Source organism: Exiguobacterium sp. UBA3491 (assembly GCF_002377745.1).
GTDB lineage: Bacteria > Bacillota > Bacilli > Exiguobacteriales > Exiguobacteriaceae > Exiguobacterium_A.
Genome location: NZ_DFQK01000032.1, coordinates 250,620 through 265,619 on the forward strand (window position 1 = coordinate 250,620; position 15,000 = coordinate 265,619).

General features: G+C 47.2%; 12 protein-coding genes and 1 pseudogene. All 13 read right to left on the reverse strand.

Annotation, left to right across the window (positions count from 1 at the left end):
• Positions 1–12: 12 nt before the first annotated feature.
• Positions 13–354 carry a hypothetical protein gene (locus B4F99_RS13735; protein WP_214854271.1) on the reverse strand — a complete coding sequence of 114 codons (342 nt, stop codon included), beginning with the start codon at positions 352–354 and terminating at the stop codon, positions 13–15.
• 15 nt (positions 355–369) lie between these two features.
• Positions 370–1,380, reverse strand: coding sequence for a S66 family peptidase (locus B4F99_RS13740; protein ID WP_290758970.1), 1,011 nt, complete (start codon positions 1,378–1,380; stop codon positions 370–372).
• 187 nt (positions 1,381–1,567) lie between these two features.
• Positions 1,568–1,930, reverse strand: coding sequence for a DUF779 domain-containing protein (locus B4F99_RS13745; protein WP_290758973.1), 363 nt, complete (start codon positions 1,928–1,930; stop codon positions 1,568–1,570).
• A 22-nt stretch (positions 1,931–1,952) separates the two neighbouring features.
• Positions 1,953–3,473 carry an aldehyde dehydrogenase gene (gene adh / locus B4F99_RS13750; RefSeq protein WP_290758975.1) on the reverse strand — a complete coding sequence of 507 codons (1,521 nt, stop codon included), beginning with the start codon at positions 3,471–3,473 and terminating at the stop codon, positions 1,953–1,955.
• 195 nt (positions 3,474–3,668) lie between these two features.
• Complete coding sequence (locus B4F99_RS13755; protein ID WP_214854282.1) at positions 3,669–4,193, reverse strand: TraR/DksA C4-type zinc finger protein; 525 nt, start codon at positions 4,191–4,193, stop codon at positions 3,669–3,671.
• Between the two features lie 68 nt (positions 4,194–4,261).
• The gene (locus B4F99_RS13760) at positions 4,262–5,059 is read right to left on the reverse strand and encodes a hypothetical protein (protein ID WP_214854284.1); all 798 of its coding nucleotides are present in this window, start codon (positions 5,057–5,059) and stop codon (positions 4,262–4,264) included.
• A 246-nt stretch (positions 5,060–5,305) separates the two neighbouring features.
• Positions 5,306–6,448, reverse strand: a complete 1,143-nt coding sequence (locus B4F99_RS13765) for a mannitol-1-phosphate 5-dehydrogenase (protein ID WP_290758979.1) — start codon at positions 6,446–6,448, stop codon at positions 5,306–5,308.
• Positions 6,449–6,450: 2 nt separating this feature from the next.
• On the reverse strand, positions 6,451–6,888 hold the full coding sequence (locus tag B4F99_RS13770; RefSeq protein WP_290758982.1) for a PTS sugar transporter subunit IIA: 438 nt from the start codon (positions 6,886–6,888) through the stop codon (positions 6,451–6,453).
• Positions 6,889–6,922: 34 nt separating this feature from the next.
• Positions 6,923–8,368 (reverse strand): annotated as a pseudogene (locus tag B4F99_RS13775) (PTS mannitol transporter subunit IICB).
• Between the two features lie 179 nt (positions 8,369–8,547).
• On the reverse strand, positions 8,548–10,560 hold the full coding sequence (locus tag B4F99_RS13780) for a BglG family transcription antiterminator (protein WP_290758985.1): 2,013 nt from the start codon (positions 10,558–10,560) through the stop codon (positions 8,548–8,550).
• Positions 10,553–10,846, reverse strand: coding sequence for a hypothetical protein (locus B4F99_RS13785; protein ID WP_290758989.1), 294 nt, complete (start codon positions 10,844–10,846; stop codon positions 10,553–10,555). Before B4F99_RS13785 ends, B4F99_RS13780 begins: the two co-directional genes overlap by 8 nt.
• A gap of 158 nt (positions 10,847–11,004) precedes the next feature.
• A complete protein-coding gene (locus tag B4F99_RS13790) occupies positions 11,005–12,471 on the reverse strand; it encodes a glutamate synthase subunit beta (protein WP_290758992.1) in 1,467 nt (488 codons plus the stop codon).
• A partial coding sequence (locus B4F99_RS13795) for a glutamate synthase-related protein (protein ID WP_290758996.1) occupies positions 12,468–15,000 on the reverse strand: 2,533 nt, incomplete at its 5' end. The genes B4F99_RS13790 and B4F99_RS13795, both read right to left, overlap by 4 nt.

Genomic DNA, 15,000 nt, shown 5'->3' on the forward strand with positions numbered 1-15,000 from the left:
TCCTTCTTTCCGTTATAGCTCGATCTTCAGTTGAGCAGCATGGTCATCCTCTTCATCCTGCAAGACTTGTTGACGTAATCGTTGTTCCTGTTGCTGACGCCGGTAGGCAAACTCTTGGACAAGCTCTGTACCCGTGAATCCATCTTCTACGAGTTCGCTCAATAAATCCGTTTCTATCTCGACGACTTCCCCCGGACGACGCATGACGAGAACATCTCCGACTTGTGCAATCAGCAATTCATCTTCTAGACGAAGTGCATCGTAAAACGGTTCCGGTAACGTCATTCGACGTGTCTCCGGGTTAATATGGACGCGTTTATAAACGCCTAATGCTTGAAACTTACGACGTGCCATTGCGTGCTCTCCTTTTTAGTTGAACGTAATATCGATTCGTGAATCTTTTCCTTGAATACGAACCACACCTGTCGCTCCATTGATTAACGTCACCTGCGGTGGCTGATGACCGATGTCAAGATCATATAAGACTGGTAAGCCTGTTTCATCCGCTAGATAGTGATACACGTCTAGCCATGTCAGATCTTCAGTAATCCTTGCAGATGTACGCCCGAATAAAAAGCCAGCCGCATGGTCGAACCATCCAGCATACGCCATTTGTCGAAGCGTCCGATGCACCTCTGCAGAACTCGCTTCAGATACCTCAAAGTACCAGAGAATCGGTTCTCCGTTGATCTCTTCACGCTGAAAACGACGCACATCTCCGTACGGTGTCCCTATCAGATGGCGAATCGTCTCCAGACAGCCACCAAGTAACCGTCCGGTCACTTCTGTTCGCTCATCAAGTGCTTTCCATTCCGTCGCTTCCGTTAACTGAAATAATGAACCTGCTGGACGTTCTTCATCAGTCCACTCGGATTGATAACGATCGGAAGCCCACTGTGTGACGGTTCCTCCAGTTGGCGTCGCGAGCACCCGTCGCCAGGCACTTGTCGTCTCATCCCACTCTTCACTTCGAAGCTCAACGAAATTCGGACCATGCGCTGTCGCAATTCCTGTCTGAAGCGTCAGACTGAGCAATAACGTACTGATATCGGAATAGCCAAGCAACCATTTTGTTTGGTAAGTAGCTGGCGTCAACTCGGGTAAAAGATCAATGGCGCGTTCCCCACCAAATGGCGGGATGACGGCATCAATCGTCTCATCCGTCATCATGTGATTCAATTCCTCAGCCCGTTGTTTGACCGGTGCACTTTCAGCAAGTTGATGCGACCAAATCGTTTCGCCCAAACGGACGTTCATTTGCCGTGCTTGTACCTGTTCAACTGCTCGTTCGACCCATTCCTGTTGCTGTTCACGTAATCCGGAGGAGGGCGCCGTCACTCCGATCGTTTGACCTGTCCAACCTAAAAATGGATATTTCATGGTGACCCCCTATAATGTCTTAGTGTGAAAAAATCTTCTCGTCAAAATATGAGTTCATTATACCGTTCTTATGCAGCATTACCAACTTTTATCCTGTTAGAACGCTGTAATACGAACAAAAACACGATTCTGTACAAGCGACCTGAATGAACAAGTCGCCTAGACAAAATCGCGTTTGTATCCTTCATTAACTTGATGCTGATAGTTCAGCGTTTTCCTCTTGCGTGAACGCACGGGAGCGTGTCAAAAAACGTTTCCCTTCGACACCCTCAAGAGAGAACATTCCGCCTCGACCATCCACGACATCAATGATGAGTTGGGTATGTTTCCAGTACTCATATTGATCTTCATGAATATAAAACGGACAACCACCGATCTCTCCTAGTTTTTTATCCTGATCTCCCAGGAATAAATCGCCTTGCGCAAAACACATCGGGGAACTGCCATCGCAATAACCACCAGATTGATGAAACATCAACGGACCGTGTTTTTCTCTCAACTGGTCGATCAACTCAAGACAAGCTGCTGTCGCCTGAACACGTTCCACCATTTGCATCCACGTCCTTTCCGACTTAGAAGAAACCGAGTTTATTCGGGTTGTAGCTAACGAGTAGGTTTTTCGTTCGTTGGTAATGGTTGAGCATCATCTTATGGTTCTCGCGTCCGATACCTGACATTTTGTAACCACCAAACGCCGCGTGAGCTGGATATTGGTGATAACAGTTCGTCCAGACGCGCCCTGCTTCGATCGCACGACCAAACCGATAAGCACGGTTCATGTCACGTGTCCAGACGCCGGCACCAAGACCATATAACGTATCATTCGCAATTTCGAGTGCTTCTTCTTCCGTCTTGAATGTCGTGACCGATAGAACCGGTCCGAAAATTTCTTCTTGGAAGATGCGCATCTTATTGTGGCCTTTGAAGATCGTTGGTTGGATGTAATATCCTTCTGCGAGATCTCCTTCGAGCATGTTGCGCTCTCCACCGATTAGACACTCTGCGCCTTCCGACTTACCGATTTCAAGATATGAAAGAATTTTCTCCATCTGTTCGTTCGAAGCTTGAGCACCCATCATGACGTCGACATCAAGAGGATTTCCGATTTTGATGGCTTTGACGCGCTCTAGAACACGTTCCATGAACGGTTCGTAAATCGATTCTTGAATCAAGGCACGCGACGGACACGTACAGACTTCCCCTTGGTTCAACGCGAACATCAATAATCCTTCGATTGCTTTATCGAAGAATGCATCGTCTGCCTGCATGATATCTTCAAAGAAGATGTTCGGTGATTTCCCACCGAGTTCGAGTGTGACCGGAATCAAGTTCTGCGAAGCGTACTGCATGATCAAACGTCCTGTCGTCGTCTCACCCGTAAAGGCGATTTTGGCGATTCGTTTGCTTGAAGCGAGCGGTTTCCCTGCCTCAAGACCAAATCCATTGACGATGTTGAGCACACCTGGTGGAAGTAAATCTTCGATGATCTCAACGAGTACCATGATGCTCGCTGGTGTTTGTTCTGCTGGTTTTAAGACAACACAGTTTCCTGCTGCGAGAGCTGGTGCTAATTTCCAGACAGCCATCAGGAGCGGGAAGTTCCACGGAATGATTTGACCGACGACGCCAAGTGGCTCATGGAAGTGATACGCAACCGTATCTTGATCGAGTTCGCCAACCGAACCTTCTTGGGCACGAATGACCCCAGCGAAATAACGGAAGTGGTCGATCGCGAGCGGTAAATCGGCGTTAAGTGTCTCACGAACGGCTTTTCCGTTCTCAAGTGTTTCCGCATAAGCGAGCATCTCGAGATTTTCTTCCATTCGATTGGCGATCTTATTTAAAATATTCGAACGTTCGGTTACAGATGTTTTTCCCCATGCTTCTTTTGCCGCATGTGCTGCGTCAAGAGCGAGTTCGATATCTTCCTTTGTAGAACGAGCGACTTGGCACAACACCTTACCAGTAACAGGTGTCACATTATCAAAATATTCTCCCCCGACAGGTGCCGTCCACTTTCCATTGATGTAATTTTCATACCGTTCCTTGTACTGTACTTTTGACCCTTGCTTGTTCGGAATGTCATAAATCATGCGTTATTTCCTCCCTCAACTAAAATGGTCAAGCAGTGAGACGGATGCTTGTATGCGCTTACATTTTAATATAGGCTAAAACAGCCCTTTCGATACCATCGTATCAAAATTATATGAAAAGTCAAAAAATTCAGGTAACTATTTGTGATTTTTTTCGAAAAAAAACATCTCCATTTTCGGGAGATGTTTTGTCGGTCAAGACCGTGTCGGATCGATTCCATCTTCTTGATCAGACGGTGTATCGGAACTACCAAAGTCACTTACTTTCGAGAATCCGTCCGTATCACCGTCGATGTCTTTCCCGCGAGCTGTGACAGATGGATCTAGTACATCTTCTTCGCTTGGTCGCGAATTCGGATCGTTCTCGTTTTGTTCTGCTTCTTCTTTTGCATGCTCAATGCATAATCGGGTTTCTGGAATGATATCAAGACGTTCGAATTCAATCTCTTTTCCACAGACTTCGCAAATGCCATACGTTCCGTCCTCGATTGCTTTTAAGGCGCGATCCACATCCGATAGCATATCCTCTTGCATATCCGTGATTGCTTGATCACGTTCCCGCAAGAACAATTCATCGCCGGAATCGGCAGGATGATTATCGTAACTCGACAGTTCACCTTCATCGTAATCGGTATCGCGTTGTTCGATGTTTGATGTCGTCTTTTCTTTTTCCTTCAATAACCGTTGCTTGAATTCTTCCGTCTGTTGTTTAGATAACATGATTGTTCGACTCCCCTTCGTTAGAACCTCTGTTAAGAATGTAGCCTATTCGAAGAAGAATTAAACCATCACGAACATTTATAAGACCGAATTGATCCATGAAGATCACAGATAACCGTCATGCATTCATTCCCATCGTTAAAACAAATCTGATGTGATCGTCCGTTCTTGGATGTCGTGATGTCATCAATCCACAGTTGCGAAGCATCTGCTGAAGACAGCATCGCGATTTTGTCGCGAATCATGAATAAATCAAACGGTAACAGATTCAAGGATTGAATCGTCAAACCATGTTTACGGAAGAGTGGATCAAGCTGATATTGCGAGAGACTGTACAAACACTTCTCGGCCCCACCAATCAACAACTGAATCGAATGGGAGGGTTCATGACTATCGATTCGCTCCTTGTGCAGGATAATTCGTCCTCGAACACCAGACTCATTGAAAATTCGTTGCGTATCCTCTTGTGAAAGGCGTGGTCCACCTTCCTTCACCTTTAAGACGATGTGAGCGAATTCTGCGAAATCCGGTTTTCCGATTTCAAGCGCTGGGATATGACGAACTTCTTCACGTTCAATGATTTCAATCAAGTCACGCTCGACTTGGATGCTGACCGTATCTGTTGAAAAGACACGGACGTCGATCACGAATTGATCAAGTACCGCATTTACTTCGATCGTATACGTTAAATCTAGGTTTTTTTCTTGCTCAACCAACAATCGATTCAAGATGAGTTGATGCAATAAATGGACTGGTGTACGTGAAGAAAACTGACTCGAATAAATCAAATGTTTTGGTCCGGTTCCTTTTGTAGTTTTTGGTCGTGCTCCGTTTAATCTATATACGTTCACTTTATAATTCAACATATGATCACCTTCTCTTACCTGAAAAATCGGAATAGAGATGTTCCGTTCATATAGCGTACAATGTATTTTTATCGCTAAATATTCGTTTTCGAATATTCCAAATTTAATATACAAATTGTAATCAAATTGTGATAGCAAGATTTTTAGAAACTGCTTATTTTGTCGATACCATGACATATTTAAATCGCAAACTAAGAACACCCTTCACAGATGTGAAAGGTGTTCGGCTTACAGAGTTATTCATTCTTAAGCAATCGAGTTGAGTTGTTGTTGCATCGCTTCATAATGTTCAACGATCCGAGATCCAAGTGGATCCGTTGCTGACAGTTGTAGATATGCGTTCAGCGCATCTTCGATTCCATGTTTCGTAATATACGCATTTAATTCTGAAGATTCTGAATCATTTGGATCGAAATAGGTCAGGGCTGCTGCGATCCCACGTGCTAATCCATCTGCTTCAATCCCACGCTCCATCAATTCCTTTGCTGGTTTGACAAGTCGGTCACTTGGACTCAATTTACGAATCGGTGAACGGGCGACACGAATGATTTCATCATGAATTCGCGGGTTTTCAAAGCGTTTCATATTCTTTTGGATGTACGCACTATGATCGACCGGATTAAAGCCGTACTTTTCAAGTAACAACCACCCTGTTTCGTAAAGTGCCGTCTGGACACCCCGACGGATGCGTGGATCTGTTAGACTTTCAGCGATCGTCTCTTTATGAAATAGTGCTCCGAGGTATGAAGCAATTGCATGTCCCGTGTTGACAGTGAACAGCTTCCGCTCGATGAACGGTTCGATATCCTCGACATAGGTGACGCCTTCGATCCGTGGATAGGCTTCCGGTAGTCCAGTCGTTTCGATCACCCATTCGAAGAATTCTTCCACTTCGACGTACAACGGATCTTCGTGATGCTGAAGTGGCACGATCCGATCAACTGCTGCATTCGGGAAATACCAATTCTCCGCTACCGGTTGATGTTTCGCCACCTCTGTTTGTAAGTGTTTTGACCCCCCAATCATGTTTTCACAGGCAATGACGTAGACAGGTTTCTGTTGATCCCGTTGACGTAACCCTTCCGCGATCAAAGGAGCTACTTTCGACAACAAACTCGGTCCGACAGCTGTTGTAATCACATCTGCATCGCGAATCGCTGCAATGACTTGATCCGGTTCAGATAAACTGTTAAGTGCCGTCACGCCGTCGACCCGTTCACGCCCTCCTCTTTCAGAGGCATAACCCACCTCATAGGTATGTCGTGTTTTTAATGCATCGACGACTGTCGTATTGACATCTACGAAGCATACTTCGTAACCCGTCTTGACGAGTTGTAAGCCAATGAATCCTCGTCCGATATTACCGGCACCAAAATGGATGGCTTTCATCATTACACCTCCGCTGTCAATAACGCGATGATTTCTTCTTTTGATGTCGCTGCTACGATGCGCTCTACGTTCTCCTCATCGGAGCAAATGACTGCGATATTCGATAACAACTCGAGGTGTTCATCACCGACGCCAGCAATGCCGATAACGAGTCGTGCTTGTTCCGTTCCGAACGCTACGCCTTGCGGTACTTGTAGAATCGATAGCCCCGTTTTCTTGACCTGTGATTTAGCCGACTCTGTTCCGTGTGGAATCGCGACATGGTTGCCAATGTAGACCGTTGATAAGGCATGACGTTCCTGCATTGAATCGATATACCCTGCTTCGACATATCCGTGATCGACGAGGAGTTGACCGGCAGCCGTGATGGCTGCCGTCTCGTCTGCGAATTGTTGATCAAGTAATACAAGTTCCAGTGAAAGGTTCATTGTCGTTGTCATGTTTATTCCTCCTTGAGTGTCTTTATCTTTATCTTCAAGAAATCTTATTCCGTGCTGTTTCGATCTCGTGGACGAGTTGATCATAATATCCGGCGTTCAGGAAGTTATCGACTGACCGGTGTTCTGCCGATGGTACCTGTTCCTTTGCCCGCTCCGTCAAATCACGGTGTGTGATGATCAGTTCAGCGTTTGGCGGAAGTTGGCTGATCGACGTATTCGTCACTTTGATGGGTAAGCCCGCCTTATTGATTTTATTGCGAAGAACGGATGCACCCATTGCACTCGATCCCATACCAGCGTCACAAGCGAAAATGATATGTTCGACTTCCGCAAGTGGTTTTGCATCAGCTGAAACGAGTGATGAGGCAATTGATTGTTTTCCTTTCATCGCACTGACATTCGCGCTTGCCTCTTCAAGCGACGTTTCTTTTGCCTTGCTAGTTTTTAGCAGGACAGTCGAGACAATAAATGTCACAGATGCTGAAACAAGTACACCTGCAATCAATCCGACGTAAGAACCGCGTGATGCCATTGCGAGGACCGCGATGATACTACCAGGTGAAGCGGGTGCGACTAATCCGACATCAAACAGGACGAAGGTGAGGATCCCACTCATGCCACCTGCAATCATCGCAAGCAACAAGACTGGCTTCATCAAGACGTATGGGAAATAGATTTCGTGAATTCCACCGATGAATTGGATAAATGCTGCACCGGGTGCTGTCTTCTTCGCTGCACCAGAACCGAAGAACGAGTATGCAAGTAACAATCCAAGACCTGGACCCGGGTTGGCTTCGAGTAAGAACAGAACTGATTTACCCGCCTCATTTACTTGGTCGAGACCAAGCGGGCTTAAGATACCGTGGTTGATCGCATTATTTAAGAACAAGATTTTTGCCGGTTCGATGAACAAACTCGCTAGTGGTAACAAATGTGCGCTGACGATCGCACCAACTCCTGCGGCCATGATGTCGTCAAGACCTGTCATGAGTGGTCCGAATACTTTGAATCCACCGAGCATCAACAAACCACCGATGATTCCGACTGAGAAGTTATTGACGAGCATCTCGAGACCTGGTTTGACTTTTCCTTCAATTAAGTGATCGAACTTTTTGATAACGTATCCACCAAGTGGTCCCATGATCATGGCACCGAGGAACATCGGAATCTCTGTTCCGACGATAACCCCCATCGTCGCAAGCGTCCCGACAACGCCTCCCCTGACGTCATGCATTAACTTCCCGCCCGTGTATCCAATTAGCAACGGTAAGAGATAGGTGATTGTCGGACCGACAAGTTCACCGAGTTCCTTATTCGTTGCCCATCCAGTCGGGATGAAGAGTGCCGTGATGATCCCTCAAGCGATGAATGCACCGATGTTCGGCATGACCATACCGCTTAAAAAGCTACCGAACCGTTGAACTTGTACACGGATACCCCGTGCTCCATTTTGAGCTGTCGCCATTGCGTTAGCCTCCATTTCGTGTATGAGTTGATAAGATGATTGCTTTGCTATGCCCTTATTGTAAGATCATTGCAAGCGCTTACTCAATCTTTCCTAGTTCAGTCTTTGTCCAAGAAGTTGGACAGACTGGAAAGAAGCCTGCCTGATCCAAGAAAAAATCCCTGCCACTTCAAAGTTCGAGTGACAGGGGTTTTTCAAGTATTGCCTAGGAATTGATCAATTACCGTTCGAAACGTTCGATTTAAAAGCAGACGAATTGCATGTTCCTCTCCGAACTCAAATTGATCCATTTGTTCGGGACTTTCAATGATTGCGGCACTAATCGAACTGAGTAATTCAAGCAGTTCGTTTGAGGTCTCTTCCGGTGCGACAAGGACAAGAAGCCTTTCGACGGATTGCAACTGTTGATCCATCCCGAGTAAGTCGATTGGTTCAGGCAATTCAAAAATGAGAAATCCTCCTCTTTGAATTGTCGCATCACGTCCGTGGAATAAAGCAAGCCGTGTTCCTGGAATACCAAGACCCGACATCTCATGACGACGCAACAATTGCGCCGAGAGTGAAACAGCTGATTTTGCTAATCCTTGGTCGACTATTCGTGTGCTGATCTCAAATAATAACGATTCAATCCCATCGTCCACACGCTCCAACCGTTCCATTTGAAATCCGTTCGACACTTGAATCGACGATGCAACGAGCCGATGCAATTGCTCGAGATCGAGCCATTCTGTTTTCGTCTGCCGTGGTTCTGGTTGGAAGGATTTTGGTAAGGCAAGAATCAATTTTCGGATCCGTTCGACCTCATCCTGAGGGAGCAACGGGTTGACAAGAAGATGTGGTGGGCGGATGTCAGGCAACGGCACGGTCGATAAAACGAAGTCATACGATTCAATCGGTAACCGTTCAATGCCAAACAGTGACGAGTTATCGATATGTTCAAGTTCAGTAAATTCTTGCCGTAACCGATTCATCAATAACTTTGAAGAGCCGAGTCCAGCAGAGCAGACGACTAAAACGCGATATGGTAGTTTAGGTGTCGGTTTGCTGAGAACAGCCCCGAAATGCATGACCCAAAATGCTAAATCTACGTCTTCAAATGTCGCATCTGTGAAGATCGATAATGCTGCTTGTTTGACCGCATCGAACAGACGTGGATATTCCCGTTCAATTTGTTTGATGACATAGGACGGATTAACGCTATTTTGACGCGTATAGGATTGTATATGCGAAACGAGCCCCCGCTCCAAAGCATAATCTTTCGTAAAGTTCGTTCCATACAATAAGGAGACATGTTCAATCAATCGTTTCACACGGAGGCGCGTAACGAGTTCTTCCGTATCTCCTGCGTCCGATTGAAAGAAAGCACGCAATTCTTCTGATAACCATTGGCGTTCGGCAATCGACAATGTGTCAGGTAATCGCTCTTCGACGCGTTCCACCCATTTGAGGATTTCGACCGGATACGCTTTTAACTCGTAACGCATCGGAAACTGATCTTTTCGTAACGCTTGTAAAGCTAAGCTGAGTGTCGCACGCATGATTTGTCGGTCATTGAGACGCCCTTCTTTCGTCAACGGTGCAATGACTGCATACGCTTGATTGATCATCTCAAGCCATGATGTTCGGTTCATTTGTAACAGATGAGGTAATTGCCCGGCGTCGCCTTGCAACAACCGATAGAAAGCAAGAACATCCCATTGCGTAAAGATCAATGAAATCAGTAAACGGCGTTTGTTGATTTCTTCGCCGATGACTTCGGCACCAATACCTTTTTTGCGCTTGATTTCAAGGTCATATTGTAGAAACCACTCATCAATCCGCTCTAAATCCTGGCTAACCGTGCTCGGAGCCACATACATCGCATGGGCGATTGCCTGTAATTTGACCATCCCGTCTTCTTGCAGTAGCCGATACGCTAACTCGACTTGGCGATCTTCAGCGTTCGGTAATTGTTTATGTGACAACAAGAGTTGGTCCCGTAATGCATGTTTGGCTTCGTCCGTTCCCTCAATCAAGAGACCTCTGCCGCGAACATATGTCAAACGCAAATCATGATCTTCTAAAGACTGGGCAAGACGATCGCGTTCACGTTGAATCGTTCGTTCCGATGTCTCGAGCGTTTCCGCAATCTCTTGTATTTGAACAGGTTCCTCGCGTGATAAGAGGAAAAATAAGATATCATGTTCACGTGGTGTAAATTCAGTCATGCAGCCTCACTCTTTTCTGCCAAGATTCGAGGATGACGTCATATGCAGTCGGATCAAGAATCCGATCGACTGGATGAACCGAACAATGTGTTTTCCATACGTGTCGATGGACGAGTTGCGTTTCTCCGACGATAAAAGCTGCTTGATCAGGTAGTTCTGCGATCCGACATGTCTTGACGTCTGTCGTAATACCGCATTCAAGTAAGCGCTTTTTTAAAATCGTAGCCCCCATGATACTACTCGCCATTCCACTCTCGCATACGAAATAGATGATTTCTGAATTCATCTGTCATACCTCCTCTTCATTTTATAAGAATAGCAGAAATATTTTCGGTGTTTCACCTTGAAACAAAATCAATAGTTATTTTTGAACTGGCAGATTTCTTTGCCAAACACAAAAAAGCCTGGATTTCCGATGTTGCCAGAAAATCCAGACGATGTGATTTAGCCTGTTTGTTGCATTGCTTTTAAATATTGTCCAACGGCTTCTGCTACTTCACGACCTTCGCGAATCGCCCAGACGATCAATGATTGACCACGTCTTGCGTCACCTGCGGCAAATACTCCTGGACGGTTCGTCGCGTAACGAATCGTCTTGATTTTCCCACGTTCCGAGGCGACTGCTAAATGTTCGAGTACGTTCTCTTCGACACCACTGAATCCAATGGCAATCCAGACTTGATCGACTGGGAAGTAACGATCGCTCCCTTTGATCTCCTCAAAGATCACCGCACCCGATTCATTTTTTGTTTTCGTCGTCTGAATCGTCCAGACACCGGTGACTTGACCCGATTCACTTGTCGTGAATCGCTTGATGGCGATCAAGTATTCACGGGAATCCCGACCGAATTGTTGGAATGCTTCCGCATATCCATAATCAATCGAATAAAGCAAAGGTGTATCCGGCCACATGTTTCCTGTTGCACGTGTCGTACCCGGTTGTTCATGCTTGCCGAATTGGACGACGGAGCGGCAGCGTTGACGGAGCGCCGTCGCTACACAGTCCGCTCCGGTATCGCCGCCACCAATGACGAGAATATCCTTATCTCTCGCATCGTGATCAGGAGACAACGGTTCTTGCGAGAGCACGTGACGTGTCACCCCTGTCAAATAATCCATCGCATAACCAACTCCACGCGTTGGCGCATCCGTTAATTTGCGTGGTTCCGTCGCGCCGACACATAAGATAACGGCGTCATACTCCGCTTCAAGTGTCTCGAGCGTGATATCTGCACCGATCGTGACGTTCGTCCGGAAGTGGATTCCTTCTGCTTCAAGCAAATCAACACGGCGCTGTACGACCTCTTTATCGAGTTTCATGGCTGGTATACCGTACGTGAGTAATCCGCCAATCCGATCTTCCCGCTCATAGACCGTCACTTGGTGACCGGCTTGATTCAGCTGATCGGCAGCCGCAAGACCGGCAGGACCAGATCCAACGATGGCAATCGAACGTGTCGATCGTATTGCTGGAATTCGGGGCACGACCCATCCTTTTTCGAAGCCAATGTCGATGATCGCCCGTTCGATATCTTTAATCGCGACCGCAGGTTCATGAATCGACAACGTACACGACCCTTCACATGGCGCCGGGCAGACGCGACCCGTGAATTCCGGGAAATTGTTCGTCTCAAGAAGGCGATCGAGTGCCTCTTGAAAACGTCCTTCTTCTACGAGCAAGTTCCATTCTGGAATCAAGTTATAGACTGGACAACCAATCTTCACTTGATCAAATACTTCCCCTACATGGCAAAACGGGGTGCCACAATCCATACATCGACTTGCTTGTTGACTCGCTTCTGCTTCCGTCAAAGCCGTCTTATATTCCTTAAAATCACCCACTCGTTCGCTTGGGTGTCGTTCCGTTCCACCCGAACGAGCAACTGTCATGAATTGATCGCGTCGTTTCATCGTACCCCTCCTGTTCTGCGCCCTAGATGTGTCTCGAATGCGAGCAACATCGCTTCTTCGGTGTTGTGTCCTTGTTTAGCGAAATCAGCCATCAACGTTGTCACTTTCTCATACGTCGAAGGAATGACGCGGATAAACGAATGAATGACATGATCCCAGTTCGCTAGAACCGCATCTCCCTGCTCACTTCCGGTCCGTGCGACGTGCCGCTCGATGAACGTCTTCAGTCGCGCAATCTCTTCGACATGCGCGACAGGTCCCGTCGAGACGAGTTCGCGGTTGACACGTTGTAAAAATTGTTCAGGATTACGCGGCAAGACATAGGCGACACCACCTGACATACCGGCAGCAAAGTTTTTTCCGACATCGCCAAGTACTACGACGGATCCACCGGTCATATACTCGAGTCCATGGTTGCCGATTCCTTCGACGACGGCGACGGCTCCACTGTTTCGAACCGCAAATCGCTCACCTGCCTGACCGTTGACATAAAGTTCTCCACTTGTCGCCCCGTAAAGTGCGACATTACCGATGATCGATTGATCGGACGAGACGAACGAAATCGAACGTGGAGGATGAACGGCGATGATACCCCCGGACAATCCTTTCCCGACGTAATCATTTGCTTCTCCCGTGACATCAAGCGTCATACCACGTGGTAAATAAGCGCCTAAACTTTGCCCGGCAGATCCCTGCAGTTCAAGTTTCAATCGATCCGTCGGAAGACCAAGGGCCCCAAATCGTCTGGTCAGCATGGCACCGGTCTGCGTGCCAATCGCACGGTCTGTATTTTGAATCGTTAAACGTAGTGTCTGTGGCTGACTGAAATCTGCCTCCTCCAAATACGGCGAGATTTCACGAGCGTCAAAGGAACGCTCAACGTGATGCTGTTGTTGTTCAGCCGGACCGTGTGACACATGAACGAGGAGACGAGAGAAATCAAGACTTTTCGCCTTCCAATGCGTTCGTTGTCGTTCCGATGGTTCGAGTAAATCCGTACGCCCTACGAGATCTTGCAACCGTCTCACACCGAGCTTTGCTAAATGTTCTCGTACTTCCTCAGCGATAAATGTCATGAAATGGACGACATCATCGGCAGATCCGGTAAATTTCTTGCGGAGCTCTGGATCCTGTGTCGCGACACCAACAGGACACGTATCGAGATGACAAGCACGCATCATGATACAGCCGACAGCGATAAGTGGTGCTGTCGCAAATCCATATTCATTCGCTCCTAGCATTGCTGCGAGGATGACATCACGACCGGTCAATAGCTTTCCGTCCGTCTCGAGAACGACACGCTCGCGTAACCCGTTTAATGTCAACGTTTGATGTGTTTCAGCAAGACCAAGTTCCCATGGCAGTCCGGCATGTTGAATACTCGTCTTAGGTGAGGCGCCCGTTCCGCCGTCATGACCACTGATGACGATAACATCTGCTAACCCCTTCGCAACGCCAGCAGCAATCGTTCCAACGCCTCCTTTGGCGACGAGTTTGACGCTAATCCGGGCTTGATCGTTCGCACGTTTTAAGTCATGAATCAACTGGGCTAAATCTTCAATTGAATAGATATCATGGTGGGGAGGTGGGGAGATCAATCCAACACCAGGTGTTGATGCACGCACACGTGCGATCCATGGATAGACTTTTTCACCAGGCAATTGACCACCTTCACCAGGCTTCGCACCTTGTGCCACCTTGATTTGTAATTCGTCGGCATGTACCAGATAATGACTCGTCACTCCAAAACGACCAGAGGCGATTTGTTTGATTCGGCTCATCCGGAAATCGCCATTTTCATCGTGTTCGTATCGCTCTTCTTCCTCCCCACCTTCACCACTGTTACTTTTTCCACCTAAGCGGTTCATCGCAATCGCGAGTGTCTCATGCGCTTCTTTTGATAACGAGCCGTATGACATTGCACCTGTTTTAAAGTATTTGACGATTTCGCTAATGGGCTCGACTTCTTCGATCGGGATTGCCGTCGTCTCCTTGAATGTCAACAGATGTCGTAGCACCGTTGCTGGTTCCTCCTGAATGCGTTGTGCGTACTTTTGATAGAGCCGGTAATCATTTGTGCGGCATGCGTGTTGCAGCAAATGAATCGTCGCTGGATTAAACGCATGATGTTCTCCTGCTTGACGGTACCGGAAGACACTGCCGGACTCTAAATGAATCCGTTCATCTGCAACCTGTTGTGCTCGTCGGACTTCTTCTTCCATCAGCTCAAGCGTCATCCCACTCAATTGAGAGACCGTGCCAGTGAAATGCTGTTCGATGACAGAGCGATCGATTCCGACTGCTTCAAAGATTTGAGCGCCCCGATAACTGAAGATCGTCGAAATGCCCATCTTCGACATGACTTTGACGACGCCTTCCGTGACTGCTTTTTGATAACGTTTGGCTACATCCGTAAAACGATCCCCTACTGCTTCTTCAAGCGTCGCATATGCAAGGTACGGATAAATCGCATCCGCACCATACCCGATCAACGTGGCGACATGATGGACCTCACGAATTTCTCCACCT

What these genes read in the sequence shown, in the direction of transcription:
- B4F99_RS13745 (WP_290758973.1), bottom strand. Translation starts at nt 1,930, where the DNA reads ATGGTGGAACGTGTTCAGGCGACAGCAGCTTGTCTTGAGTTGATCGAC.
- B4F99_RS13735 (WP_214854271.1), bottom strand. Translation starts at nt 354, where the DNA reads ATGGCACGTCGTAAGTTTCAAGCATTAGGCGTTTATAAACGCGTCCAT.
- B4F99_RS13785 (WP_290758989.1), bottom strand. Translation starts at nt 10,846, where the DNA reads ATGAATTCAGAAATCATCTATTTCGTATGCGAGAGTGGAATGGCGAGT.
- B4F99_RS13760 (WP_214854284.1), bottom strand. Translation starts at nt 5,059, where the DNA reads ATGTTGAATTATAAAGTGAACGTATATAGATTAAACGGAGCACGACCA.
- B4F99_RS13770 (WP_290758982.1), bottom strand. Translation starts at nt 6,888, where the DNA reads ATGACAACGACAATGAACCTTTCACTGGAACTTGTATTACTTGATCAA.
- B4F99_RS13790 (WP_290758992.1), bottom strand. Translation starts at nt 12,471, where the DNA reads ATGAAACGACGCGATCAATTCATGACAGTTGCTCGTTCGGGTGGAACG.
- B4F99_RS13755 (WP_214854282.1), bottom strand. Translation starts at nt 4,193, where the DNA reads ATGTTATCTAAACAACAGACGGAAGAATTCAAGCAACGGTTATTGAAG.
- B4F99_RS13765 (WP_290758979.1), bottom strand. Translation starts at nt 6,448, where the DNA reads ATGAAAGCCATCCATTTTGGTGCCGGTAATATCGGACGAGGATTCATT.
- adh (WP_290758975.1), bottom strand. Translation starts at nt 3,473, where the DNA reads ATGATTTATGACATTCCGAACAAGCAAGGGTCAAAAGTACAGTACAAG.
- B4F99_RS13780 (WP_290758985.1), bottom strand. Translation starts at nt 10,560, where the DNA reads ATGACTGAATTTACACCACGTGAACATGATATCTTATTTTTCCTCTTA.
- B4F99_RS13740 (WP_290758970.1), bottom strand. Translation starts at nt 1,380, where the DNA reads ATGAAATATCCATTTTTAGGTTGGACAGGTCAAACGATCGGAGTGACG.